Here is a 24,005-nt window from a genome sequence, read left to right on the forward strand (position 1 = left end):
CGCCGTCCAGCGCGTGGCCTTCCCTGGCCAGTCATCAACTCTGGCCGCTTCGCGTGTTCGCGGAACTTTCACGGGCCTGGGGCGCCACCAAAGTTCCGCGATCACGGGAACGGGCATGCGCCCCCCGGTGTTCAGCCCTGTTTCGCCGCTGATTCGATCTTGCTGCCATGATCAAAGTCGCTGGATGGCCGTCCGCGCGACCCGTCCGCGACTTCGATCAACCGCACGATCCACTCCCGGAACGGGGTCAGCGGCACAGCTGGCGCGCCGGGAACCGGGCAAGCCGAAGCATCGCCGGGGTCCAGACCACGACGATCCTTCGCGTTACCGCGCCGGCGGGTGCACCAGCGGTGTCCGGCGTTCCGCGAGCGTCCGGGGCGCCGGTGGGGTGGGTCAGTTGCGGCGTTGGCGGAGGCGGGCCAGGGCCTCGGCCAGGATTGCCTCGCCGTCCTCTTCGGAGCGGCGTTCCTTCACGTAGGCCAGGTGGGTCTTGTACGGCTCGGTGCGTGGGCGCTCCGGTGGGGCCTGCTCGTCCTGGCCCGCCGGCAGCCCGCACCGGGGGCAGTCCCAGGTGGCGGGGGGTGTGATCTCGGCGGCGAAGGCGGGCTCGGTCACGTGCCCGTTGGCGCACCAGTAGGTGATGCTGCGGCGGGGGGCCTGTTCACCGCGTTCGGCCCAGCGCATCGGGCCGGAACCCACTCGGGTCCCGCGGATGGCGTTACCAGCTGCCACGGCTGCTCGCTCCTGTTCGTCGGGGGGTGCGACGTCGTGCGGAGGCAGGAGTGTGGGCGAAAAACACCTGCGCGCGGGCCGTTGAACGGACCGCGCGCATGAGTCTAGAACGCGGAGCGTGCTCAGGCACCACCGTTCTCGACAATTTTCAGCCAGAGGCCAAGTCCAACGATGCAGGCGAACCAGATGATGCCGACCAGCAGCGTGTAGCGGTCGAGGTTCTTCTCGGCGACCGACGAGCCGGCGAGGCTGGACGAGACGCCGCCGCCGAACATGCTCGACAGGCCACCGCCCTTGCCGCGATGCAGCAGCACGAGCATGGTGAGCAGCACGCTCGTGATGAGGAGCAGCACGATCAGGGTGTAGGCGAACGCCGTCATGGCGCGGTCGTCCTCTCGGTGGGCGGTCAGGCGGGAGTGCCATTATCGCAAAACAGACGCCAGCTTACTGGACCGTTCGCCCAGATCGACGCGAGGCTCCCTGAACTACGCGAGGCCCAGGGCGCACAGGTCCGGCTGGCCGAACTGGGGGTGGATGAAGCCGCCCCGGACCTTCGTGCCGGACATCCGCAGGGCCTTCATGTAGATGATCGGGATGGAGACGGCGCGGCTCGCGATCTTCTCGTCGAGCTGGCCCCAGAGCAGGTACTGCCGCTCCGGCACCGACTCTTCGAGGGCCGCGGTGATGTCGTTGTTGATCTCCGGGTCGTTGAGCAGCGCGTAGTTCTGGTTGTTGGTCGCGTTGGCCTTGGCCGGGATCAGGCGGCCGTCGAACAGCGGCGGGATGACCGCGGAGCCGTTGGCCCAGTCGGGGATCCAGCCGGCCCACAGCAGGTCGTTGGTGTTGGCCGGGTTGCCGATGACGTCGAAGTACGTCTCCGGGTCGATGCCGTTGACCTTGAGCTGGATGCCGATCTGCTGATACGTCTCGACCATGGTCGCGGCCAGGCGGCGGATGTCCTTCTGCTCCGGGATGGCCAGGGTGAGCGTCGTGGCGCACGGCTTGCCCTTGTTGCGCTGGTCGTCCATCAGCTTCATCGCCACGTCGGGTTTGCCCTCGACGTTGGCGGTGCTGTCGTACAGGTCGAAGTCCTTGTGGGCCTTCAGCTGCGGGGCGATCATCGTGTTGGCGTAGTCGCCGAAGACGGAGCCGCCGAGCGCCGCGCGGAACTTGCGCTTGTTGAAGGCGAAGACCAGGGCCCGCCGGCAGTCCAGCTCGGGCATCCGCTTGGTGTTGAGCGACAGGTACCGGATGCCGCCGTAGCTGCCCTGAACGGCGCGTGAGGACAGGGCGGGGTCGTTGACGACCTGCTGCACGAAGTTCGGCGCGACGTTCTTGTCCAGGTCGATCGTGTCGGTCCAGTCGCCCTCGCTCTGGATCAGGTTCGAGGTGACGGTCGGCAGGTCGCCGTTCGCCTCGATCACGATCTTGTCGGGGTACGCCTTGCGCACGCTGTCGGTCTTGCGGTCCCAGTACTGGTTGCGCACGTAGACGAGCTGCTGGTCGGTGTTCTCCTGCAGCTTGTACGGCCCGTTGGAGAACGGCTTCTTGTCGTATTCGCCCTTGGTGTCCTGTTTGGCGAGGACCGGCGCGAACACGGACATGGCGGCGGTGTAGCCGAAGTCGCCGACGGGCTGGGACAGCGTGAACTTGATGTTGCGGTTGTCGACGCACTGCACGGACTGCAGCCCCTTGCCGTTGTTGTTGCCGCCGACGAATGGGCCCGCGTAGTTGTCGGTGCCGGCCAGGTACGTCTTGGCATACGGCTGGGCGACCGAGAACAGGCTGGAGAAGCTGCGCTCCACGCCGTACTTCACGTCGGCACAGGTGATCGGGGAGCCGTCCTCCCAGCGGATGTCGTCCTTGAGCTGGAAGTCCCAGACGCGGTTGCCCTCGCTGGGGCGCCCGGCGTCGGTGGCCAGGTCACCCACGATCTCGCTGGCGGCCTCGCCGGGCTCGGAGCGGAACGTGGTGAGGGTCCGGGTGGTGAGGCGGCTGATGTTGGCCTCGGTCGCGGTCGCGATGCGCTGCGGGTCCAGGTGGGCCGGCTTGGCGCTGACGACGACGCGCAACGTCCCGCCGGTCTTCGGCGGCTGCGGCCGGTTCTCGGCGCCGGCGTCGCTGCAGGCCGCCGTCGCGAGCAGCGAAAGGGCAACCAAGGGCGCAACGAAACGCTTGTCGAGCATGCTCGTCCCCACTCGTCATGGTCGACCCGTTCGTGGCGGGTGGCCCTGGCTGTTGTCCGCGCCGTGCGCGGCGGCTGCCCGCGCTGTGCGCGGGCGTGTCCGGCAACCCGGTGTAGGGGCTGCGGACCAGGCCACTTTAGGCGGCGTTCATGCCGTGCGGAACGTGGGGTGGGATACAAAACAGCGTCGCGCGGCCCTGATCCGGACCGCGCGACGCTGCGTTGACCTGCGACTACGTGATGCTTACTTGCCGAGGCGACAAATGCGGACGAAGCCCTCGGCGTCGATGCTGGCGCCACCGACGAGCGCGCCGTCGATGTCGGGCTGCTCAATGATCGCCGCGACGTTGTCGTGCTTGACCGAGCCGCCGTACAGGATGCGGATCCGGTCGGCGGTGCCGCCGGTGTACTTCTCCGCGAGGCGGGTCCGGATCGCGCCGATGACCTCCTGCGCGTTCTCCGGGGTCGCGACCTTGCCGGTCCCGATGGCCCAGACGGGCTCATACGCCACGACGATCTTCTCGACCTCGTCGGTCTTGATCTTCTCCAGCGCGGCGTCGAGCTGCGCGAGCGTGTAGCCCACGTGCTCGCCGGCCTCCCGGACCGTGAGGCCCTCACCGACGCAGAGGATCGGGGCGATGCCGTTGCTCAGCGCCGCCTTCACCTTGGCGTTGACGAGCTGGTCGTCCTCGTTGTGGTACTGGCGGCGCTCCGAGTGCCCGACGACGACATACTGGCAGCCCAGCTTCGCCAGCATCGCGCCGGAGATGTCGCCCGTGTACGCCCCGGAGGGGTGCGGGGACAGGTCCTGCGCGCCGTAGCCGATGTTGAGCTTGTCGCCGTCGGTCAGCGTCTGCACGCTGCGGATGTCGACGAACGGCGGCAGCACGACGACCTCGACGGCCTCCAGCTGCGCCTCGTTCAGGCTGAACGCCAGCTTCTGCACCAGGGAGATGGCCTCGAGGTGATTGAGGTTCATCTTCCAGTTGCCGGCCATGAGCGGCCTGCGCCCGGTTGCCTCTGCCTTCTTGACGTCTGCCATGGCTCAGCCCTCCAGTGCGGTGATGCCGGGCAGGGCCTTGCCCTCGAGGAACTCCAGGGACGCACCGCCACCGGTCGAGATGTGGCTGAACCCGTCCTCGGGGATGCCGAGCGCGCGCACGGCCGCGGCCGAGTCGCCGCCACCGACGACGCTGAAACCGTCGATCTTCGTGATCGCCTCGGCGACGCCACGCGTGCCGGCGGCGAACGGCGCCAGCTCGAAGACGCCCATCGGACCGTTCCAGAACACGGTCTTCGCGGACTCGACGGCCTGCGCGAACAGCGCCACCGACTCCGGGCCGATGTCCAGGCCGAGCTCCTCGGCGGGGATCGCGTCCGCGGCGACGACCTGGGTCTTCGCGTCGGCGGCGAACTTGTCCGCGGTCACCACGTCGACCGGCAGCACGATCTTGTCGCCGCCACGGGCGAGCAGGTCCGCGCAGGTGCCGACCATCTCGTCCTGCAGCAGGCTCTTGCCGACCTCGTGGCCCTGGGCCTTGAGGAAGGTGAAGCACATGCCGCCGCCGATGAGCAGCTTGTCGACCTTCGGCAGCAGCGCCTCGATGACGGCGAGCTTGTCGGAGACCTTCGAGCCGCCGAGGATCACCACATACGGCCGCTCAGGGTCGCCGGTGAGCTTCGACAGCACGTCGAGCTCGCGTCGCACCAGGCCGCCGGTGTACCGCGGGAGCAGCGCCGCCACATCGAACACGCTGGCGTGCTTACGGTGCACCGCACCGAAGGCGTCGTCCACATAGACGTCGGCGAACTGCGCCAGCTGCCCGGCGAACTCGCCGCGCTCGGCGTCGTCCTTGCTGGTCTCGCCCTTGTTGAAGCGCAGGTTCTCCAGCAGCGCCACGTCGCCGTCACCGAGCCCGGCGACGGCGGCCCGTGCCGTCTCGCCGACGGTGTCGGTGGCGAACGCGACCGGCTTGCCCAGCAGCTCGCCGAGCCGGTTCGCGACCGGCTGCAGCGTGTACTTCGGGTCGGGCGCACCCTTCGGGCGGCCCAGGTGCGACACGACGGTGACCCGCGCGCCGGCCTCACGCAACGCGTTGAGCGTCGGCAGGACCGCCCGGATGCGCCCGTCGTCGGTGATCTTGTCTCCGTCGAGCGGAACGTTCAGGTCGGCGCGCAGCAGCACGCGCCGACCCGCGACGCCCTCGCTCAGGAGGTCGTCGAGCGTCTTCACAGGCCGGTGCCCACCAGCGCGACGAGGTCGACGAGGCGGTTGCTGTAGCCCCACTCGTTGTCATACCAGCCGACGACCTTGACCTGGTTGCCGATGACCTTGGTCAGACCGGCGTCGAAGATGCACGACGCGGGATCGGTGACGATGTCGCTGGAGACGATCGGGTCCTCGGTGTAGACGAGGATGCCCTTCAGCGGGCCGTCGGCGGCGGCCTTCATCGCGGCGTTGACCTCGTCGACCGTGGTGTCACGACCCACGGTGACGGTCAGGTCGGTGGCCGAGCCGGTCGGGATCGGCACCCGCAGCGCGTAGCCGTCCAGCTTGCCCTTGAGCTCGGGCAGGACCAGCGAGACCGCCTTGGCGGCACCGGTCGAGGTCGGCACGATGTTGAGGGCGGCGGCGCGGGCGCGACGCAGGTCCTTGTGCGGGGCGTCCTGCAGGTTCTGGTCCTGCGTGTACGCGTGGATCGTGGTCATGAGGCCACGCTCGATGCCGAACGTGTCGTTGATGACCTTGGCCATCGGCGCGAGACAGTTCGTGGTGCACGACGCGTTGGAGATGATGGTGTGGTTCGCGGCGTCGTACTTGTCCTCGTTGACACCCAGGACGACCGTGAAGTCCTCGCCCTTGGCCGGCGCCGAGATGATGACCTTCTTCGCGCCGGCGGCGACGTGGACCTTCGCCTTCTCCGCGTCGGTGAAGATGCCCGTCGACTCGATGACGACGTCGGCGCCCAGGTCACCCCAGGGCAGCTTCGACGGGTCACGCTCGGCGAGCGCCTTGAAGGTCTTGCCGTTGACCGTGATCTCGTCGGAGGTCGCCTTCACCTCGTAGGGCAGGCGGCCCAGGATGCTGTCGTACTTGAGCAGGTGCGCCAGCGTCGCGTTGTCGGTGAGGTCATTGACGCCCACAACCTCGATGTCAGCGCCTTTGGCCAGCGCCGCACGGAAGAAGTTGCGGCCGATGCGGCCGAAGCCGTTGATGCCAACCCGGATGGTCACTTCGACACATCTCCTCGCCTCGTCGCGGCCGGCCGTTGCCGATGCCGGTCGCCCGTGAGTGATCATGGCTCGCCCGGTCGGGGGCCTGATCGCTGAGGCCCATGAGCGGGGAGCGGCCGCGTGGAGCGGCATACGGACGGCTTCGTCGCCGAACAGGAAAACCCTATCGCCTTGGGGCCGCCGGACTGGCGCCGGGGTGTCTGAGCACACAGCCTGGGGCCGTTTCAACCGAACGCCCCTCGGGCGCTCACCCGCCTCGTCGACCGCCAGAACGCCCCGGAGCCGATTCGATCTTGCGCCCGTGTTCGAAGGCCGCTACCCGGCCACGGCGCGGGCGATACGCCACAGGCCGAAACGGCACCCCTGCGGCGCGAATTCACCGAACATGCAGGGCCCCGTGGCCTGACCCATTCCCCGACTGGTCGGATTTGCGCCGAATGCGCGGTTTCCAGCGCGGGACACCGGCGCGCTGGCAGCCACCCAGAAACTCACCCGCGGAGCCGCAATGATCGAAGGTGCGCGCCGGCCGCCCGGACGACCACCCGACGACTTCGATCACCTACCCGGCGCCACAGGCCCAACCTTCGTGACCAACGCCGCGCGCCGGCCGCCCGGGCACGACCACCTGGCGACTTCGATCACGTCCGCGGGGTCACCGGCCCGACCCCGCGATCAATGCCGCGCGCCAACCGCGCGGGCACGGCCACCTGGCGACTTCGATCACGTCCGGGGGGTCACCGGCCCGACCCCTCGATCAACGCCGCGCGCCAACCGCGCGGACACGACCACCCGACGACTTCGATCACCTGCCCGGCGCCGCGGGCCCGACCCTCGTGACCAACGCCGCGCGCCGGCCGCCCGGGCACGACCACCTGGCGACTTCGATCACGTCCGCGGGGTCACCGGCCCGACCCCGCGATCAATGCCGCGCACCAACCGCGCGGACACGACCACCTGGCGACTTCGATCACGTCCGCGGGGTCACCGGCCCGACCCCTCGATCAACGCCGCGCGCCAACCGCGCGGACACGACCACCTGGCGACTTCGATCACGTCCGCGGGGTCACCGGCCCGACCCCGCGATCAACGCCGCGCACCAACCGCGCGGACACGACCACCCGACGACTTCGATCACGTCCGCGGGGTCGCCGGCCCGACCCCTTGATCAACGCTGCGTGCTGGTCGCTCGGGTGACCGGTGGGCGACTTCGATCACGAGGGGATGGCCGTGATCGCGGTCGGAGGGCATGGTGCGTGGTCAGGGCGGTTGGGTGGTTGTCGCGGCCGGAGGTCGCGGCGCGGCCTTGGCCGGGCGGGGCGCGGAGGCGCGCCGCCCGGCGGCTGCGTGCTTGTCACGGCCGGAGGTCGTGGCGGCGTGACTGGACGCGGAGGTGGCAGGGAAGGCCGTTCACGGCCTGACCGGTGTCTGACGGGAGCGACGGCCGTGCCCACGACGGACCGGAGCCCGCATGGATGGGCTAGCTGACCAGCATTTCGGGAGTCACGGCGGATTCGGTGTCCGGGATCCCGAGGTCGCGGGCGCGTTTGTCGGCGAGGGCGAGCAGACGCCTTATGCGTCCGGCAATCGCGTCCTTCGTGAGCGGCGGGTCCGCGAGGGCACCGAGCTCCTCCAGGGACGCCTGCCGGTGCTCCAGGCGCAGGGTGCCGGCGCTGAACAGGTGCTCGGGGGCGTTGTCGGCGAGGATCTCCATCGCGCGGGCGACCCGGGCGGCGGCGGCGACGGCGGCGCGGGCGGAGCGGCGCAGGTTGGCGTCGTCGAAGTTGGCGAGCCGGTTGGCGGTCGCCCTGACCTCGCGGCGGACCCGGCGCTCCTCCCACGTGAGGACGCTCTGGTGCGCGCCGATGCGGGTGAGCAGCGCGGCAATCGCGTCGCCGTCCTTGACCACGACCCGGTCGACGCCGCGGACCTCGCGGGCCTTCGCGGTGATGCCGATGCGCCGGGCGGCGCCGACGAGCGCCAGTGCGGCCTCGGGCCCCGGGCAGGTGATCTCCAGCGCGCAGCTGCGGCCCGGCTCGGTCAGCGAGCCGTGCGCCAGGAACGCGCCACGCCACGCCGCGACGGCGCAGCACATGTTGGCCGACACGACGTGCGGCGGCAGGCCGCGGACCGGCCGGCCACGGACGTCGAGCAGGCCGGTCTGGCGCGCGAGGGCCTCGCCGTCCTTGACCACCCGGACGATGAAGTGGCTGGCCTTGCGCAGGCCACCGGAGGCGAGGACGTGGATCTCGCTCTGGTACCCGTAGACCTCGGAGACCTCCCGCCGCAGCCTGCGGGCGGCCGCGTTGGTGTCGAGCTCCGCCTCGACGACCACCCGACCGGAGACGATGTGCAATCCGCCCGCGAAGCGGAGCAGCGCGGCCATCTCGGCGCGCCGGCAGCAGGGTTTGGCTACGTCCACCCTGCTCAGCTCGTCCTTGACCGCAGCGGTCATCGCCATTCTGTCGTCACCTCGCGGGGCTCATTCGAACTGTCGGTGCTGCTATTGATGGTGGTGCTGCTCAGCAGTGGCTCCAAGGCCGTGGCCAGCGCGTGCGGGTCGTGCAGCGGTGCTCCGTCCGCGACGGCCACCGGCGCGAGCAGCAGACGGGCACCCAGCGATTCTGCCGCACGATGGACCGGTTCGGGGTCGCCTACGGCTTTCCCGTCGGCAAGAACTACATCGACGTGTAGCCCAGGTAGGTAACGACGCAGGGCGGCAAGGTGTTCCGGCAGGGTCAATCCAGCCGTCTCACTGTCGGGTGCCAGGTTCAGTGTGACCAGGCGCTTCGCCGCAGTCATGGAGATCGCTGCGGCCAGTTGCGGCACCAGCAGATGCGGGATCACGCTGGTGAACCACGACCCCGGCCCGAACAGCAGCCAGTCCGCGTCGATGGTCGCCCGGACCGCCTCCACGCACGCCTCGGGCGCCGCCGGCACCAGCCGGACCCGGTCGATCGTCTTGAGGGTGACCGCGACGGCGTGCTGACCGCGCACGGTGACGACCTCGCCACCCTGGGACAGGTCCGCCTCGATGTGCAGCGGCTGCCGCGACATCGGCAGGACCCGCCCGTCGCAGCGCAGCATCTCCGCCGCCTGGTCCAGCGCGGCGACCGGGTCGCCGGCCAGCTCCATCAGCGCGCACAGCACGAGGTTGCCGACCGGATGTCCGGTGAGGTCGTCGGTACCGGCGAACCGGTGCTGGAACACCTCGGCGATCGCCTCCTCGTCGGCGAGCGCGGCGAGTGCCTGCCGCAGGTCGCCCGGGGGCAGGATGTCGCGGGTCGCGCGCAGCCGCCCGCTGGACCCTCCGTCGTCGGCAACGGTGACGACAGCGGTGATGTCCAGCGGCGTGTCACGGTGGATGAGCCGCAGCGCCCGCAAGGAGGCGGACAGGCCGTGCCCTCCACCGAACGCGACGACCCGGACCGGCCGCTGTCCTGTCAGGGTTTCCGCGGCGGCTACTGGCATGGCGTCGACGGCTGCGCCGTTCTCGCGGCGCGGCACTACGCTCATTCGCGCCCCAGGTCGCGGTGCTGCGGGGCGGCGGCGAGGCGCATCTCACGCAGGCGGCGGGCGAGCTCCTCGGCGATCGCAACGCTGCGGTGCTTGCCACCGGTGCAGCCGACCGCGATCGTGAGGTAACGCTTGCCCTCCCGCTCGAACCCGGGCGCCGTGGCGTTGATCAGCCGGGCGTAGGTCTCCACGAAGGTGACCGCGCCCCGCTGGCCCAGCACGTACCGGCTGACGTCGGTCTCGCGACCGGTGTGCTCGCGGAGCTCCGGCACCCAGTACGGGTTGGGCAGGAACCTCGCGTCGAGGACGAAGTCGGCGTCGGGCGGCAGGCCGTACTTGAACCCGAACGACAGCACCGTGACCCTGATCTGGGTCGTGTCCTCCTCGCCGAACATCTCCTCGATGCGGCCGCGGAGCTGGTTGACGTTGAGGTGGCTCGTGTCGATCAGGACGTCGGCCTGTTCGCGGGCCTCCTGCAGCAGCTTGCGCTCCGCGGCGATGCCGTCGGACAGCCGGCCGCCACCCTGCAACGGATGCGAGCGGCGCACGCTCTCGAACCGCCGGATCAGCACCTCGTCATCAGCGTCGACGAACACCATCCGAGGGTTGAACCCCCGCTCCCGCAACGACTTCACCGCACCCGGCAGGTCGGTGGAGAAGGCATGACTGCGCACGTCGAGCACCATCGCGGTCCGCCGCGCCGCACCCCTCGCCGCGAACGCCAGCTCCGCCATGTCGAGCAGCAGCGCCTGCGGCAGGTTGTCCACGACGTAGTACCCGACGTTCTCCAGCGCCCGGGCGACCGTGCTGCGGCCGCCGCCGGAGACCCCCGTCACGATGACCAGGTCGGTCGTCGTGCGGTCGGGCGCTGCCGGCGCTTCTTCGCTCACCACGCCGACGAGTTTATGTCGTGCCGTGCTCCGAGCTGACGGGTCGGTCGGTTTGTACCTTTTCCGGGTCATCGACAGACCCGATCGTCGCGGGCAAGCAGAACGTTCGGCGCCTCACGACCGCGGACGGCTCGGCACGGCGTGAAGGGCTGGGCGGGGCTGGCGTGGGCGGGCCGGGCTGGCGTGGGCGGGCCCGGCTGGCGTGGGCGGGCCCGGCTGGCGTGGGCGGGCCCGGCTGGCGTGGGCGGGCCCGGCTGGCGTGGACGGCGCTGGCGTGGACGGGTTGGCCAGCCGCGTTGGCCAGCCGCGTTGGCCAGCCGCGTTGGCCAGCCGCGTTGGCCAGCCGCGCTGGCCAGGCGCGCTGGCCAGGCGCGCTGGCCAGGCGCGGTCGACCCGGCCACGGCTGTGCTTGGCCACAGTTGGTCTCGCCGGGATGCACAGGCGCGACAACCCCCAGGCTCGGCTGGCTCAGGCACCGCTGACCCTGGCACGACCGATTCGGGCACCGCTGGTTCAGGCCGCTGGCCCGGCCACGGCTGCGCCCGGCGCGAGTTCACCAGACGTGGCTGAGCCAGGCACGGCTGCTCTCAGGGGCGCAATGACCGCGGCCGCGCCCGGCGCGGCCGCACCTGGGGGTGCAATGACCGTGGCCGCGCCGGTCGCGGCTGCACCGAAGACCGGTCGCGGCTGCACCGAAGAGCGGCTGTTCATGGACCAGCCCGAGCTGGCTCAGCTCTCGCCGGCTCCCCTCGTCAGCTCGGCGCCCGCCAGGTCCGCGTTTCGCGACTCGGCGTTGTCCGGGTGAAGCTCGGCGGGCTCCGCCTTGTCTGGCGTGAAGTCGATCACGATCACAGGGGTGCCGATGTCGGCCACCGCGGCTGGCACCGTGCGGGCTGCGGCTGGTCGCGTGGTGCCGGTCGAGAACGCCGCACTCGTCCGGTCGGGCAGCCCCCGCCCGTCACGGTCGGTCAGATCCGCGGCGAGCGGCGCCTCGAACTCTCCGACTGCCGAGGGTGGGTTGCCAGGCGGCGGAACCTCGCTACGCCCGATCGACGCCGGAAGCGCACCCGACGCCGGAAGGTTATCTGACTCTGCCGGGACCGTGGACGCCGGCGCCGCGAACGGCAGCGCTGCGGACGGGAGGTCTGACGCCGGGTGTGCGGTTGGCGACGGGAGTGCGTCGGGCGACGGAGCTGGGGGCGGCGGGGATGTGGGTGGGGGGCCGTTGAGGGCGGCGAGGATCGCGGCGGCGGTGCGGCGGCCGATGCCGGGGACCTCGGCGATCTCGTCGATGCTGGCGGCCTTCAAGCGCTTCAAGGAGCCGAAGTGGCGCAGCAGGGCCTTGCGGCGGATCTCGCCGAGGCCGGGCACGTTGTCCAGGGTGGAGGCGGTCATGCGCTTGGAGCGCTTCTGGCGGTGATAGGTGATGGCGAAGCGGTGGGCCTCGTCGCGGGCGCGTTGCAGGAGGTAGAGGCCCTCGGAGGCGCGGGGCAGGATGACCGGGAACTCGTCTTCGGGGAGCCAGACCTCCTCGAGGCGCTTGGCGAGGCCGCAGATGGTGATGTCGTCGATGCCGAGGTCGAGCAGGACCTGGGCGGCGGCGTTGACCTGGGGCTGGCCGCCGTCGACGACGACCAGTTGCGGCGGGTAGGCGAACTTGCGGGGGCGGCCGGTGGTCGGGTCGATGCCGGGGCGGGACGGGTCGACGTCGTCGGCTGTGAGGTCGGCGGCGGCGAGCTCGTCGATCTCGACCTTGGCGTCGAGGTAGCGGGCGAACCGGCGGCGCAGCACCTCGGAGAGGGCGGACACGTCGTCGGTCGCGCCGTTGACCGCGAAGCGGCGGTATTCACTCTTGCGGGACAGGCCGTCCTCGAAGACGACCATGCTGGCGACGACGTCGGTGCCCTGGATCTGGGACACGTCGTAGCACTCGATGCGCAGCGGGGCGGTCTGCATGCCGAGCGCCTCGGCGATCTCCTCGAGGGCCTTGCTGCGGGTGCTCAGGTCGCCGGCGCGGCGCAGCTTGTGCTGCTGGAGGGCCTGCTCGGCGTTGCGGGCGACGGTCTCGGCGAGAGCCTTCTTGTCGCCGCGCTGCGGCACGCGGATCGCCACCCGGCTGCCGCGCAGCTTGCTCAGCCAGTCGGCGAGTGCGTCGACGTCGGCGGGCAGCTCCGGGACGAGCAGCTCCTTGGGCAGGTCGGCGGGGTCGGCGCCGGCCTCGGCGCCGTAGATCTGGCTGCAGAAATGGTGGACGAGGTCGCCGGCGCTGAGGTCCTCGGTCTTCTCCACGACCCAGCCGCGCTGGCCGCGGACCCGGCCGCCGCGCACGTGGAACACCTGGACCGCGGCTTCGAGCGGGTCGTCGGCGAACGCGACCACGTCGGCGTCGGTGCCGTCGCCGAGGACGACCGCCTGCTTCTCCACGGCCCGGCGCAGGGCGCCGAGGTCGTCGCGGATGCGAGCGGCGCGCTCGAAGTCGAGCTCGTCGGACGCGGCGAACATCTCCCGCTCGAGCCGCTTGACCATCGTGTCGGTCTTGCCGGCCATGAAGTCGCAGAAGTCCTCGACGATCCGGCGGTGCTCGTCCTCGCTGACCCGGTCGACGCACGGCGCGGAGCACTTGCCGATATAGCCCAGCAGACAGGGGCGGCCGATCTGACCGGCGCGCTTGAACACTCCGGAGGAGCAGGTGCGGGCCGGGAACACGCGCAGCAGCAGGTCGAGGGTCTCGCGGATCGCCCACGCGTGGGCATAGGGGCCGAAGTAGCGCACGCCCCTGCGCTTGGCGCCCCGCATCACCTGCAGGCGCGGATACGCCTCGTCGAGGGTGACCGCCAGATACGGATAGCTCTTGTCGTCGCGGTAGCGGACGTTGAACCTGGGGTCGTATTCCTTGATCCAGTTGTATTCGAGCTGCAGCGCCTCGACCTCGGTGGCGACCGTGACCCAGTCGACCTTCGCGGCGGTGGTGACCATCTGCTGCGTGCGGGCGTGCAGCGTCCACACGTCGGCGAAATACGAGTTGAGTCGTTGCCGGAGGCTTTTCGCCTTGCCCACGTAGATGACACGGCCCGACGGATCGCGGAACCGGTAGACCCCCGGCGTGTCCGGAATGGTCCCGGACGCGGGTCGATACGTGGACGGATCTGGCACTCTTCGAGACTATCCGGGGGGTACGACAGAAACGGGGTCGGCCGCCCCCTCTCGGCCGGCCCTGCTCCCGTCACACCACGAAGGCCGCTACGCCAGGGAGATGTTGTCCCCGTCGATCTTGAGGGTCTTCTCGGTGAGGCCCTTGGTCGCCGGGCCGTTCTTCACCGAGCCGTCCGCCGCAGAGAACGCGCTGCCGTGGCACTGGCAGTTGATCGCGCCGGCGGCGACGTCGGAGACGACGCACGACTGGTGCGTGCAGATCGAACTGAAGGCCTTGAACTTGCCGACCTCCGGCTGGGTGACGACAACACCGCCGCCGTCCTTGAAGATCTTGCCGCCGCCGACAGGGATGTCGGCCTTGGTTGCCAGGACGCCCGCGGCGGCACCACCGGTGCTGCTGTCCCCCGTCGAACCGCTGTCGTCACTGTCGTCTCCACAGGCGGCGAGCACCGTCACGGCCGTGATTCCGGCCGCTCCGGCGAGCACCGCGCGGCGAGTCGTGTCACTCATAGGCTCCTCCAAGGTCGTTGGCCTGCTGGCTACGCCAGGAAATACATAGATCATGGAGCGTACGGTTCAATGCTCAACGAAATCTGGGAATCCGTTACCCGCGCGTGACCTTGAGTGACGCCCAGGTCACCACGGCCGACAGCGGGTGACTCAGGCCTGCACGACGTAGCCGGACTGGACCTTCACCGGTACGCCGCTCAACCCGCGCGTCGCCGGCCCCCGCGCGAGACTGCCGTCGGCGATCTTGAACTGGGAGTTGTGCCCCGGGCACATGATCGTCGTCGCGCCCGGCGACGGAGGGTCGACAAAGATGCCCTGGTGGGGGCAGCTGGCCTGGTACGCCTTGAACGTCCCCTGCTTGGCCTGCACGACGAGGATCGTCTCCTTGGCGATGACGCCGCCACCCACGGGCACGTCCTTCACGGCCACGAGCGCGCCCGCCGGCGGCGCCGCGTCGCTGGCGCCGGCTGCGGGTGCGGTGTTGTCGAACGGGTTGCCCCCGGTCGTCGGCGCCACTGACGGAGCCGCCTGGCTTCCCGTGGCCGCCGGGGGTTGCTCGTCGTCGCCACAGCCTGCCAGCACCGTCACGCCGAGCGCACCGGCGCCCAGCAGCAGTGCCCGCCGGGCGGAGCAGGGGTTGAACACGTCCTTGACCGGCACGTCTTCCTCCGAGGGGTGAGGCCTTGCCAGCGGCCACCGTAGCAGCGCGCGATCATCCCCGCCCCTCCGTCCGGCGCCCTCCGGCCGGCGCGACGGACAGCCACCGGGCACCCGGCCGGCAGTCACCGGCCAGGCTGCACGCAGCGTGACCCATCGACGATCGTCCGCACCGGTGGCCGGTGCGGACGCCGCCCGCGGCGCACGATGGATCAGCCCTTCGCCGCCGCCTTCTTCGCCGGAGCCCGCTTCGCCGCCGGGACCGCCTTCGCCGCCGGGACCGCCTTTGCCGCGGCCTTGGCAGGGACTGCCTTCGCCGCGGCCTTCGTCGCCTTGGCCGGGCGGCGGGAGGTGACCGCCGGGGCCGGTTCGTCGGCGGCCGGGAGGTCGTCGGGCTCGACCGTGGTCGCCGTGGAACGGGTCCGCGGCGCGGTCGACCTGCGGGTCGACGCGGAACGGCCGGTCCCCGAGCCCGGCCCGTTGGCCTTCGACGCGCGGTCGCGGGCGGCGGGGTCGTGGGACGCGGTGCCGCCGACGTCGCCCTTGATGCCGAGGACGGGCCGCAGGAACTGCCCGGTGTGGCTCTCGGCGATCTCCGCGACCTCCTCCGGCGTGCCGACGGCGACGACCATGCCGCCCTTGTGGCCGCCCTCGGGACCCATGTCGATGAGCCAGTCCGCGGACTTGATGACGTCGAGGTTGTGCTCGATGACGATCACGGTGTTGCCCTTGTCGACGAGGCTCTGCAGCACGAGCAGCAGCTTGCGGATGTCCTCGAAGTGCAGGCCGGTGGTCGGCTCGTCCAGCACGTAGACGGTCCGGCCCGTGGAGCGTTTCTGCAGCTCCGAGGCGAGCTTGACGCGCTGGGCCTCACCGCCGGACAGCGTCGGCGCGGGCTGGCCGAGGCGCACGTAGCCGAGGCCGACGTCGTTGAGCGTCTTCAGGTGCCGGTGGATGGCCGGGATCGCCTCGAAGAACCCGGCGGCCTCCTCGATCGGCATGTCGAGGATCTCCGCGATCGTGCGGCCCTTGTAGTGCACTTCGAGGGTCTCGCGGTTGTACCGGGCGCCCTTGCAGACCTCGCACGGCACATACACGTCCGGGAGGAAGTTCATCTCGATCTTGATCGTGCCGTCGCCGGCGCACGCCTCGCAGCGGCCGCCCTTGACGTTGAACGAGAAGCGGCCCGGCCCATAGCCGCGGACCTTGGCCTCGGTGGTCTCGGCGAACAGCTTCCGCACGTTGTCGAACACGCCCGTGTAGGTCGCCGGGTTGGAGCGGGGGGTGCGCCCGATCGGCGACTGGTCGACGCCGACGACCTTGTCGACCTGGTCCAGCCCCGAGATGCGGGTGTGCCTGCCGGGCACCAGGCGGGCGCCGTTGACGACATTGGCCAGGACCGCGTGCAGGATGTCGTTGACCAGGGTCGACTTGCCGGAGCCGGACACGCCGGTCACGGCGACGAACTGGCCGAGCGGGAACGGCACCGTCAGGTTCTGCAGGTTGTGCTCGCGGGCGCCGACGACGACCAGCTCGCGGCCCGGCGTGCGGGGCCGGCGGATCTGCGGGGTCGGGATGCTGCGCCGCCCGGCGAGATACGCGCCGGTCACCGACTCCTCCGCCGTCAGCAGGCCCTCGAAGGTGCCGCTGTGCACGACCCGGCCGCCGTGCTCGCCGGCGCCGGGACCGATGTCGACGATCCAGTCGGCGGTGCGGATCGTGTCCTCGTCGTGCTCGACCACGATCAGCGTGTTGCCGAGGCGCTTGAGCCGGGTCAGGGTCTCGATCAGCCGGTGGTTGTCGCGCTGGTGCAGGCCGATGCTCGGCTCGTCGAGCACATACAGCACGCCGACGAGCCCGGAGCCGATCTGCGTGGCCAGCCGGATGCGCTGCGCCTCGCCGCCGGACAGGGTGCCCGACGCGCGGTCCAGGGACAGGTAGTCGAGGCCGACGTCGACCAGGAACCGCAGCCGCGCGTTGATCTCCTTCAGGACCCGCTCGGCGATGAGCTTCTGCCGGTCGGTGAGGGTCATCGCCCCCAGCAGGTCGGCGCAGTCACCGACGGACAGGTTGCAGATGTCGGCGATGCTGTGCCCGGCGATGGTGACCGCGAGGATCTCCGGCTTGAGCCGGCTCCCGCCACACGTGCCGCAGGGCACGTCGCGCATGTATCCCTCGTACTTGTCGCGGGAGTAGTCGCTCTCGGTGTCGGCGTGCCGGCGCTCGATCCACTGGACCACGCCCTCGAAGCCGGTGTAGTAGGAGCGCTCCCGCCCGTACTTGTTGCGGTAGCGCACGTGCACCTGGTCGTCCGACCCGTACATGATCGATTTCTGCGCCCGGCTCGACAGCGCCCGCCACGGGGTGTCGAGGTTGAAGCCCGCCTCGGCGCCGAGCGCCTCCAGCAGGCGCAGGAAATACTCCAGGGTGTGGCCGGTGGCCCAGGGCGCGATCGCGCCGCCGCGGAGGGTCTGCTCCGGGTCGGGGACGATCAGCTCCGGGTCGACCTCCTTCTTGGTGCCGATGCCGGTGCAGTCGGGGCAGGCGCCGTAGGGCGCGTTGAACGAGAACGACCGGGGCTCGAGGTCCTCGATCGACAGCGGGTGCTCATTGGGGCAGGCGAGGTGCTCGGAGAAGAGCCGCTCGCGGTGCTCGTCGTCCTCGGGCAGGTCGACGAACTCGAGGATGACGATGCCGGCGGCGAGCTTCAGCGCGGTCTCGACCGAGTCGGTGAGCCGCTGCTTCGAGGACGCCTTCACCGAGAGCCGGTCGACGACCACCTCGATGGTGTGCTTCTCCTGCTTCTTGAGCTTCGGCGGCTCGGTGAGGGGGTGCACCACGCCGTCGATGCGCGCCCGGGCATAGCCCTTGGACTGCAGCTCCTGGAACAGGTCGAGGTATTCGCCCTTGCGGCCGCGCACCACCGGGGCGAGGACCTGGAAGCGGGTGCCCTCCTGCATCGCGAGGACCCGGTCGACGATCTGCTGCGGCGTCTGCCGGGTGATCAGCTCACCGCAGACGGGGCAGTGCGGCTCGCCGATGCGCGCATACAGCAGCCGCAGGTAGTCGTAGACCTCGGTGATCGTGCCGACCGTCGAGCGCGGGTTGCGCGAGGTCGACTTCTGGTCGATGGACACCGCCGGCGACAGACCCTCGATGAAGTCGACGTCGGGCTTGTCCATCTGGCCGAGGAACTGCCGTGCGTAGGACGACAGCGACTCGACGTAGCGCCGCTGCCCCTCGGCGAAGATCGTGTCGAACGCGAGGCTCGACTTGCCCGAGCCGGACAGCCCGGTAAAGACGATCATCGCGTCGCGCGGCAGGTCCAGACTGACGTCGCGGAGGTTGTGCTCCCGAGCGCCACGGATGATCAGACGATCCAACATGCTTCCCCTTGGCAGTGAATATGCCCGCCAGCAGCGGCAAAGAGTCCGGCAGCAGCGACTTTGTCCGATTCGGACACCGTCTCGGCGCCAGCCGACAACTCTAGCCAGGGGGTATGACAATTTTCCGCGCCCGAACGGGGGAACCCTCTGCGGAACTCACGGAGGGCACACCTTCACGGGCGGGCCAGTCGTCGCCGGTCCCGGCTTTCGCGTTTCAGCCGCCGTACCGATGCCAGCTTCTGCTCTTTCTGCAGTTTCTGCCAACTCGCGAACCGTCGCGGGCTGAGCTCGCCGTCCTCCACCGCGTCGCGGACGGCGCAGCCGGGCTCCTCGCCGTGCTGGCAGTCGTCGAACCTGCACAGCGTCGCGAGCTGCGTCACATCCGCGAATGCCCGGTCGAGGCCGGCGACCGTGTCGAACATGCCGACGAGCCGTACCCCCGGCGTGTCGAGCACCGCACCGCCGCCCGGCATCGGAATCAACGCCCGATATGTGGTGGTGTGCCGCCCCCGGCCGTCGCCGCGCAAGGTCTGCGTCTGCATGACCTGCGCCCCGGCGAGGGCGTTGACCAGGCTCGACTTGCCGGCTCCGGACTGCCCGAGCAGGCCCAAGGTCCGGCCGTGCGCGACGAGCGGCCGCAACGCGTCGACGCCCATCCCGGTGCGGGCGCTGACCGCGTGGACCTCGACCCCGCCGGGCATCTGCCCGGCGATCGCCTCGGGATCGGCGGCGAGGTCACATTTGGTCAGCACGAGCACGGGACGCGCCCCCGACTCCCACGCGAGCGCGAGGAGCCGCTCGATACGACCGAGGTCAGGCGACGGGTCGACCGGCTCCACGACCGCGACCGCGTCCACATTGGCGGCCAGGACCTGCCCGAACGACTCCTCGCCCGCGACCGCCCGGACGATCGCGGTGCGTCTGGGCAGCACCGCCTCGGCCGTCAGCCTGCCGTCCGGCCAGGTCCGCACGACGAGCCAGTCCCCGGCGCACGGCAGCGACTCGGGATCCGCGGCGCCGCGCGCCAGCAGGCCACCGGACAGGCTCGCCCGCAGCGGCCCGTCCGAGGCCAGCGCGGTGCAGACACCCCGGTCGACGCGGCTGACCCGCGCCGGTCGCTGCCCGGGCTGGTCGAACCGGCCGGAGTACAGCGCGGCGTAGGCGTCGTCCCAGCCCAGGGCCGACAGGTCAATAATCATGAACATCCTTCCGAACCCGTGTTCGGAATTCCACGGTAGGTAGCGCGTCCACGCCGCGAAACCGAATATCGGAGTTATCGTCGGGTGCGTGCTCCCCTCGCATGTGCTGGCCAGCGCCGTCGGACTGCGCCTGGACCGGGCAGACGTCCAGTGGCACGTCTCACCCGGCCAGGACGACTCGCTCATGCGCTTCTGGCTGACCTTCTCCGGTGTCTCCTACGGTTTCCACGTCGGCGCCGAGGACGAGATCCTCGACGTCATCGTCGAGGAGCGCGGCACCGACGCCGACATGGGCATCTACGGCCGGCTCGAGGTCAGGACCGCCGGGTCCGCGGATCCCGCCGCCGCCGCAGTCGGGCAGCGACTGGTGGTCGTGCACGACCTGTACGCCGGCTACCTGGGCAAACCCATCGGGGCCAGGCTCAGCTTCGAGCACGTCGACCTCAGCGTCGCCGACTGGGAGGACGAGCTGCACTGGGCGGTCGGCGACCTGCCGCCCGCCGTGGGGGTCCGGCAGCGCTGAGATTTGTGTCGGTGGTCGGCGGTACGGTGGGCAAGTGACGGCTGATCCGCTCGTGCTGAGCGCCGAACTCGACCGCGCCACGGCCCGGCTGCTCGACACGGTCCGCACCCTCGACGGCAACGGCCTCGCCGTCCCGTCACGGTGCGACGGATGGACCCGCGGCCACGTCGTGACCCACCTCGCCCGCAACGCCGACGCCTACCGCAACCTGCTGACCTGGGCCCGCACGGGGGTGCGGACCCCTGCGTACGCGAGCCCCGACGAACGCGCCGCGGGCATCGCCGCCGGCGCGCTCCGCCCGCACGAGGAGCAGCTCGCCGACCTCACCACCGCCTGCGACCTGCTCCGCGAGGCGATCGACACGGCACCCGCCGAGAGCTGGACCGCGCTCGTCGAGTGGGGCTCCACCGGCCCGGTGCCGGCCGCCCGCGTCGTCTGGTCCCGCATCTGCGAGGTCGAGCTGCACCACGTCGACCTCGACGCCGGGTACGGTCCGCCGGACTGGCCGGCGTCCTTCGCGCTGCGCGTCCTGCACGACCCTGCCACCCCGCATGTGGCGACCCTGGTCTCCGACGAGGGCACGAAGCTGCTGTCCGTCGACGGCGACACCGTGGTCACGGGCCCGGTGCACCTGCTCGCCGCGTGGCTCACCGGCCGGGGCCACGGCACCGGCCTCACCAGCTCCACCGGAGCCCTTCCCAGCCTGGAGGCGTGGAAATGAGCAGCCTGACGTTCACCAAGCTGTCCGTCGGCCCGATGGACAACAACGCCTATCTGCTGCGGTGCACCGCGACCGGCGAGGGCCTGCTGATCGACGCGGCCAACGACGCCGAACGGCTGCTCCAGCTGATCGGCTCCAACCCCGACGGCATCACGACGGTCGTCACCACGCATCGCCATCAGGACCACTGGATGGCCTTGGAGGACGTGGTCGAGGCGACCGGCGCGGCGTCGCTCGCGCACGCCGCCGACGCCCCGGAAATCCCGGTCGTGACGGGCACCCTCGCCGACGGCGACACCATCTCCCTCGGCGACTGCGCCCTGACCGTGATCCATCTCGTCGGCCATACACCGGGGTCGATCGCCCTGTACCACGACGGCCACCTCTGGACCGGAGACGCCCTGTTCCCCGGGGGTCCTGGACGGACCACAAACCCAGCGAACTTCAAGTCTCTGATGGACGACCTCGAAGCCAAGATCTTCGGTGCCTTCCCTGACGAGACGGAGTTCCACCCGGGGCACGGCAAGGACTCGACACTGGGCACGGAGCGGCCGTCGATCCCGGAGTGGCGCGCCAGAGGCTGGTAGCCATTGTCGGCTCAGGACCCCCGACCTTGTTTCCTGTGTCGGAGGAGCTCCTGAACAATGACGGTTCCATCCATCCCACGCATTTCGCCTTGGGTCGTGGCGTGCATGCCACTGACGCGCGTCGTCCGCGACCCGTACATCGTCGAACTGGTGCGGACGCTCCTAGAGGTCCTGGAAGACCGGACCCTCTCGAATGACGCCGAGGCGTACGCCGCATTCCGCCGCGTCGTCGGAATCCTCGCGGTCCTCGCGGACGAAGGACGGCGCCGATGAGCACCCCGCCGTTGACAATCGCCGAAGCCGCCGACCGCAATCCGTTCCAACTCTTGCTGGACCTGTACAACCACACCCGGCGACGGAAGCCTGCCGGCGAGCCGGCCGAAGCAGCACTCGAAGAACTTGCCCTTGCCGCGGCTGTGGTTTCGTGGTGGAGCCGGTGGCAACCGCTCACCATGCACCGCGCCTTCGAGTCTGGTGCGTCACTGGGCGAGGTCGCGTCCGCGACCGGACTCACTGAGGAAGAGGTCTATGTCCGGTGGTCACGCTGGGCTGATGTCCAGTGCGCCCTGATCCTCGGCGGATGTCCGGCCGTTGACCCGGCCATTGCGGCGGACATCCGGACACGCCTCCGCCCCTCGTCTCGGGACGCCCGATGAACGCGATGCGGCTGGCGCGCGCCGCCAGCACAGCGGCCGTTGCGTCGATCGCTGCGTGGTCGTCGTGGAGTCACATGGTGCATGTCGCCCTGCGGTTCGGCGAGCGGCCGGAGGTCGCCTACGTGTTGCCCATCTCCGTGGACGGGATGCTCATCGTCGCCTCAACCGTGATGGTCGACGACAAGCGCAACGGCGGACGTGTCCGATGGTCAGCACGGATCGCATTCGTGGCCGGGGTTGCTGCAAGCGTCGCCGCAAACATCGCCGCCGCCGAGCCGACCGCCGGCGCGCGGATCGTCGCAGCATGGCCAGCAGTCGCGCTGCTTTTGGTGGTCGAGATGCTCGCCCGCGCCCGCAGGTCAGACTCGGCACACCCGCTGGAAACACCGCCCTCCCCGGAGGCTGCCCCCGGCCCGAGTGCGCCCAACCCAAAGCAACTGGCGACAACGCCGTCAGCCAGACGCCGCCGTTCGAGGGCGGACACCGCTGCGGCTATCGCGAACATCCGGCTGGAGCGTCCGAACGCCACCAGCCAGGACATCGCCGATGCTCTTGGGCTATCAGAACGACATATCCGCCGACTTCTGTCCACAACTCTCAGCGGATTGCCTGGAGGTCATACGCACGTTGGACTCACCACCGACTGATTCACGGATTTGTCAGCCTCACCAGGTGTGCTGGTCACGTCAGCACCGAAGTGTTTCGACACGCCTGTACGGACCTGCGCTATGAGGGCATCGGTCTCAGCAATCGGGCATGTCGTACGTGGCGAAATAGACACCCTCCAGAAATTCATCGAGGGTGGCGGACCGGCCAGCCTCTTGGCGTGGTGCTGGCCCTCGCCAAGAGGCCTGCCACGTAGGCCGTTGCCCCGTCCGGCTCCCCTTCCGCACCCACGCAAGCACTTGCTCGAACGAGTCTCCACACTGCAGTGGAACGCCCGGTCTACCACGCTACTCCAGCACGTAGACAGCGGCTCACAAGCGAAAATCCCGATCGACTTAGAGACTCTCTTCGATTTCTAATTCGGCAAAGGCGCGATTAGTCGACTCTGTCTCACGAGCTGAAACCAATATCGTATTTGGCTTTTGCGCCTTAGCGAATTCAGCTACCGACGCCGTCGGTGGCGAAACTTCCGGAGCCGTCCGCGGATGAATCCCCGCGATAATCGAGAATCTTTCCTCAAAGCGCCCTCGACTATCAGCAACTACTTGCTGGTACGATTGCCGGTCGACGACATAGACCAATGTAGCACCGGGGGTGAAGTTCCAACCCTGAACGCGAATTTCGACACCGGGCTTCGCTGAGTAGCGCGACAATGTGACCGATGGATGCAGCCCGATCAGACGCTCGTGCGATATTGAAAGCTGCTTAGTGAGGCCTTCTTTCTCCGCATTCATGGAGGCTACCTCACTGGCCATAACCCCGATTGTCACCGCCAAAATCAGCGCCGCACCAAACTCAAGATACGCAACCCAGCGGGCGCGCCTTCCATCGTCTCGACGCCTGAAGCTCAATTTCGCGTCAATCAAATTGTACTGAAATAAGTTTCGATCAATCCGGGGCAGACAAGAGGTTAGGATGCGAAGCGTGCTTACCTGATCTCGATATACAGGAGCCGGGCCCAGCTGTAGAACACTGCCGTCATGATTCACTCTTAGACTCGGCCTGCTTGCTGGAGAGGACTCATTAAGAGTGATGCCGACAATCGGAGCTTGCAAATCAAGTAGCAGCGGGACGCCTCCGCCAAACTGGTCTTGGGTGATATCAAAGCGCCCGGTATTACGCACCCTAATCGTTAGAATGTGAGGATCCACCACCTCAGACCCGCCGTTATACAACGAAATTTGCGCGCCGACTGACTGGGAGGCGCCAACCAGCGCAATCGGTGATTCATATGTAACTTCAAATCTACGCTGAGGCGGATACAATGCCGATCGCGCATACAGCACACCTATGACGGTAAACGCTAGTCCAATCACGGTCAGCGAAAGGGTGAGGGCATTAAATCCAATTCCGTCCAGCACGTTCACCATCCGAGGCGATTGAGATTGGACTT

19 protein-coding genes and 2 pseudogenes are annotated in these 24,005 nt (G+C 69.4%); 6 read left to right on the plus strand and 15 right to left on the minus strand.

The genetic code is table 11. The annotated features are described in order from the left end of the window. Positions 1–393: 393 nt before the first annotated feature. The 14 genes and pseudogenes from OHA72_RS62650 to rsgA form a co-directional block, all read right to left on the minus strand. Positions 394–684, minus strand: a complete 291-nt coding sequence (locus OHA72_RS62650) for an RNA polymerase-binding protein RbpA (protein WP_239136452.1) — start codon at positions 682–684, stop codon at positions 394–396. 170 nt (positions 685–854) lie between these two features. After that, on the minus strand, positions 855–1,112 hold the full coding sequence (secG, locus tag OHA72_RS62655; protein ID WP_033359745.1) for a preprotein translocase subunit SecG: 258 nt from the start codon (positions 1,110–1,112) through the stop codon (positions 855–857). 105 nt (positions 1,113–1,217) lie between these two features. Next, positions 1,218–2,891: an ABC transporter substrate-binding protein gene (locus OHA72_RS62660; protein WP_327005487.1), complete on the minus strand. Its 1,674-nt coding sequence runs from the start codon at positions 2,889–2,891 to the stop codon at positions 1,218–1,220. Positions 2,892–3,161: 270 nt separating this feature from the next. Then, on the minus strand, positions 3,162–3,959 hold the full coding sequence (tpiA, locus tag OHA72_RS62665; protein ID WP_327005488.1) for a triose-phosphate isomerase: 798 nt from the start codon (positions 3,957–3,959) through the stop codon (positions 3,162–3,164). Positions 3,960–3,962: 3 nt separating this feature from the next. Then, positions 3,963–5,150, minus strand: coding sequence for a phosphoglycerate kinase (locus tag OHA72_RS62670; RefSeq protein ID WP_327005489.1), 1,188 nt, complete (start codon positions 5,148–5,150; stop codon positions 3,963–3,965). Continuing rightward, positions 5,147–6,151 (minus strand): type I glyceraldehyde-3-phosphate dehydrogenase, encoded by a 1,005-nt coding sequence (gene gap, locus OHA72_RS62675; RefSeq protein WP_327005490.1) that lies wholly within the window; start codon positions 6,149–6,151, stop codon positions 5,147–5,149. The genes OHA72_RS62670 and gap overlap by 4 nt, the downstream gene beginning before the upstream one ends. 1,477 nt (positions 6,152–7,628) lie before the next feature. Further along, positions 7,629–8,609: a DNA-binding protein WhiA gene (whiA, locus tag OHA72_RS62680; RefSeq protein ID WP_033359740.1), complete on the minus strand. Its 981-nt coding sequence runs from the start codon at positions 8,607–8,609 to the stop codon at positions 7,629–7,631. Continuing rightward, positions 8,600–9,619, minus strand: coding sequence for a gluconeogenesis factor YvcK family protein (locus tag OHA72_RS62685; RefSeq protein WP_327011923.1), 1,020 nt, complete (start codon positions 9,617–9,619; stop codon positions 8,600–8,602). The genes whiA and OHA72_RS62685 overlap by 10 nt, the downstream gene beginning before the upstream one ends. A 41-nt stretch (positions 9,620–9,660) precedes the next feature. Then, positions 9,661–10,557 (minus strand): RNase adapter RapZ, encoded by an 897-nt coding sequence (gene rapZ, locus OHA72_RS62690; RefSeq protein WP_327005491.1) that lies wholly within the window; start codon positions 10,555–10,557, stop codon positions 9,661–9,663. Positions 10,558–11,748: 1,191 nt separating this feature from the next. Beyond that, a pseudogene (uvrC, locus tag OHA72_RS62695) lies at positions 11,749–13,707 on the minus strand (excinuclease ABC subunit UvrC); the annotation flags it as partial. An 87-nt stretch (positions 13,708–13,794) separates the two neighbouring features. Next, the gene (locus OHA72_RS62700) at positions 13,795–14,163 is read right to left on the minus strand and encodes a Rieske (2Fe-2S) protein (RefSeq protein WP_442788469.1); all 369 of its coding nucleotides are present in this window, start codon (positions 14,161–14,163) and stop codon (positions 13,795–13,797) included. Positions 14,164–14,367: 204 nt separating this feature from the next. Then, a complete protein-coding gene (locus OHA72_RS62705; RefSeq protein WP_327005492.1) occupies positions 14,368–14,877 on the minus strand; it encodes a Rieske (2Fe-2S) protein in 510 nt (169 codons plus the stop codon). A 473-nt stretch (positions 14,878–15,350) separates the two neighbouring features. Continuing rightward, positions 15,351–18,260 (minus strand): annotated as a pseudogene (uvrA, locus tag OHA72_RS62710) (excinuclease ABC subunit UvrA); the annotation flags it as partial. A gap of 173 nt (positions 18,261–18,433) precedes the next feature. Next, entirely contained in the window at positions 18,434–19,459 is a 1,026-nt protein-coding gene (rsgA, locus tag OHA72_RS62715; RefSeq protein ID WP_327005493.1) for a ribosome small subunit-dependent GTPase A, read from the minus strand. 88 nt (positions 19,460–19,547) lie between these two features. On the opposite strand from rsgA, the gene OHA72_RS62720 reads away from it, so the two are divergent. The 6 genes from OHA72_RS62720 to OHA72_RS62745 all read left to right on the plus strand — a co-directional run bounded on the left by OHA72_RS62720 (position 19,548) and on the right by OHA72_RS62745 (position 22,593). Then, positions 19,548–19,982, plus strand: coding sequence for a hypothetical protein (locus OHA72_RS62720; RefSeq protein ID WP_327005494.1), 435 nt, complete (start codon positions 19,548–19,550; stop codon positions 19,980–19,982). A gap of 34 nt (positions 19,983–20,016) precedes the next feature. Then, complete coding sequence (locus OHA72_RS62725) at positions 20,017–20,703, plus strand: maleylpyruvate isomerase family mycothiol-dependent enzyme (protein WP_327005495.1); 687 nt, start codon at positions 20,017–20,019, stop codon at positions 20,701–20,703. Next, positions 20,700–21,290 carry an MBL fold metallo-hydrolase gene (locus tag OHA72_RS62730; protein WP_327005496.1) on the plus strand — a complete coding sequence of 197 codons (591 nt, stop codon included), beginning with the start codon at positions 20,700–20,702 and terminating at the stop codon, positions 21,288–21,290. Before OHA72_RS62725 ends, OHA72_RS62730 begins: the two co-directional genes overlap by 4 nt. A 105-nt stretch (positions 21,291–21,395) precedes the next feature. Further along, the gene (locus tag OHA72_RS62735; protein ID WP_327005497.1) at positions 21,396–21,563 is read left to right on the plus strand and encodes a hypothetical protein; all 168 of its coding nucleotides are present in this window, start codon (positions 21,396–21,398) and stop codon (positions 21,561–21,563) included. Then, positions 21,560–21,946: a hypothetical protein gene (locus OHA72_RS62740; protein WP_327005498.1), complete on the plus strand. Its 387-nt coding sequence runs from the start codon at positions 21,560–21,562 to the stop codon at positions 21,944–21,946. Before OHA72_RS62735 ends, OHA72_RS62740 begins: the two co-directional genes overlap by 4 nt. Next, positions 21,943–22,593 carry a DUF2637 domain-containing protein gene (locus tag OHA72_RS62745; protein WP_327005499.1) on the plus strand — a complete coding sequence of 217 codons (651 nt, stop codon included), beginning with the start codon at positions 21,943–21,945 and terminating at the stop codon, positions 22,591–22,593. Before OHA72_RS62740 ends, OHA72_RS62745 begins: the two co-directional genes overlap by 4 nt. A gap of 354 nt (positions 22,594–22,947) precedes the next feature. Here OHA72_RS62745 and OHA72_RS62750 read toward each other — a convergent pair whose 3' ends face one another. Continuing rightward, positions 22,948–23,982: a hypothetical protein gene (locus OHA72_RS62750; RefSeq protein WP_327005500.1), complete on the minus strand. Its 1,035-nt coding sequence runs from the start codon at positions 23,980–23,982 to the stop codon at positions 22,948–22,950. Between the last annotated feature and the right edge of the window lie 23 nt (positions 23,983–24,005).

Source organism: Dactylosporangium sp. NBC_01737 (genome assembly GCF_035963215.1).
In the GTDB taxonomy this organism is placed as follows: Bacteria; Actinomycetota; Actinomycetes; order Mycobacteriales; family Micromonosporaceae; genus Dactylosporangium.

Coding starts and splice junctions, on each gene's coding strand:
- OHA72_RS62650 (WP_239136452.1), bottom strand. CDS start 684: ATGCGCTGGGCCGAACGCGGTGAACAGGCCCCCCGCCGCAGCATCACC.
- secG (WP_033359745.1), bottom strand. CDS start 1,112: ATGACGGCGTTCGCCTACACCCTGATCGTGCTGCTCCTCATCACGAGC.
- tpiA (WP_327005488.1), bottom strand. CDS start 3,959: ATGGCAGACGTCAAGAAGGCAGAGGCAACCGGGCGCAGGCCGCTCATG.
- whiA (WP_033359740.1), bottom strand. CDS start 8,609: ATGGCGATGACCGCTGCGGTCAAGGACGAGCTGAGCAGGGTGGACGTA.
- OHA72_RS62685 (WP_327011923.1), bottom strand. CDS start 9,619: ATGCCAGTAGCCGCCGCGGAAACCCTGACAGGACAGCGGCCGGTCCGG.
- rsgA (WP_327005493.1), bottom strand. CDS start 19,459: ATGATTATTGACCTGTCGGCCCTGGGCTGGGACGACGCCTACGCCGCG.
- OHA72_RS62730 (WP_327005496.1), top strand. CDS start 20,700: ATGAGCAGCCTGACGTTCACCAAGCTGTCCGTCGGCCCGATGGACAAC.
- OHA72_RS62735 (WP_327005497.1), top strand. CDS start 21,396: ATGCCACTGACGCGCGTCGTCCGCGACCCGTACATCGTCGAACTGGTG.
- OHA72_RS62740 (WP_327005498.1), top strand. CDS start 21,560: ATGAGCACCCCGCCGTTGACAATCGCCGAAGCCGCCGACCGCAATCCG.
- OHA72_RS62745 (WP_327005499.1), top strand. CDS start 21,943: ATGAACGCGATGCGGCTGGCGCGCGCCGCCAGCACAGCGGCCGTTGCG.
- OHA72_RS62750 (WP_327005500.1), bottom strand. CDS start 23,982: ATGGTGAACGTGCTGGACGGAATTGGATTTAATGCCCTCACCCTTTCG.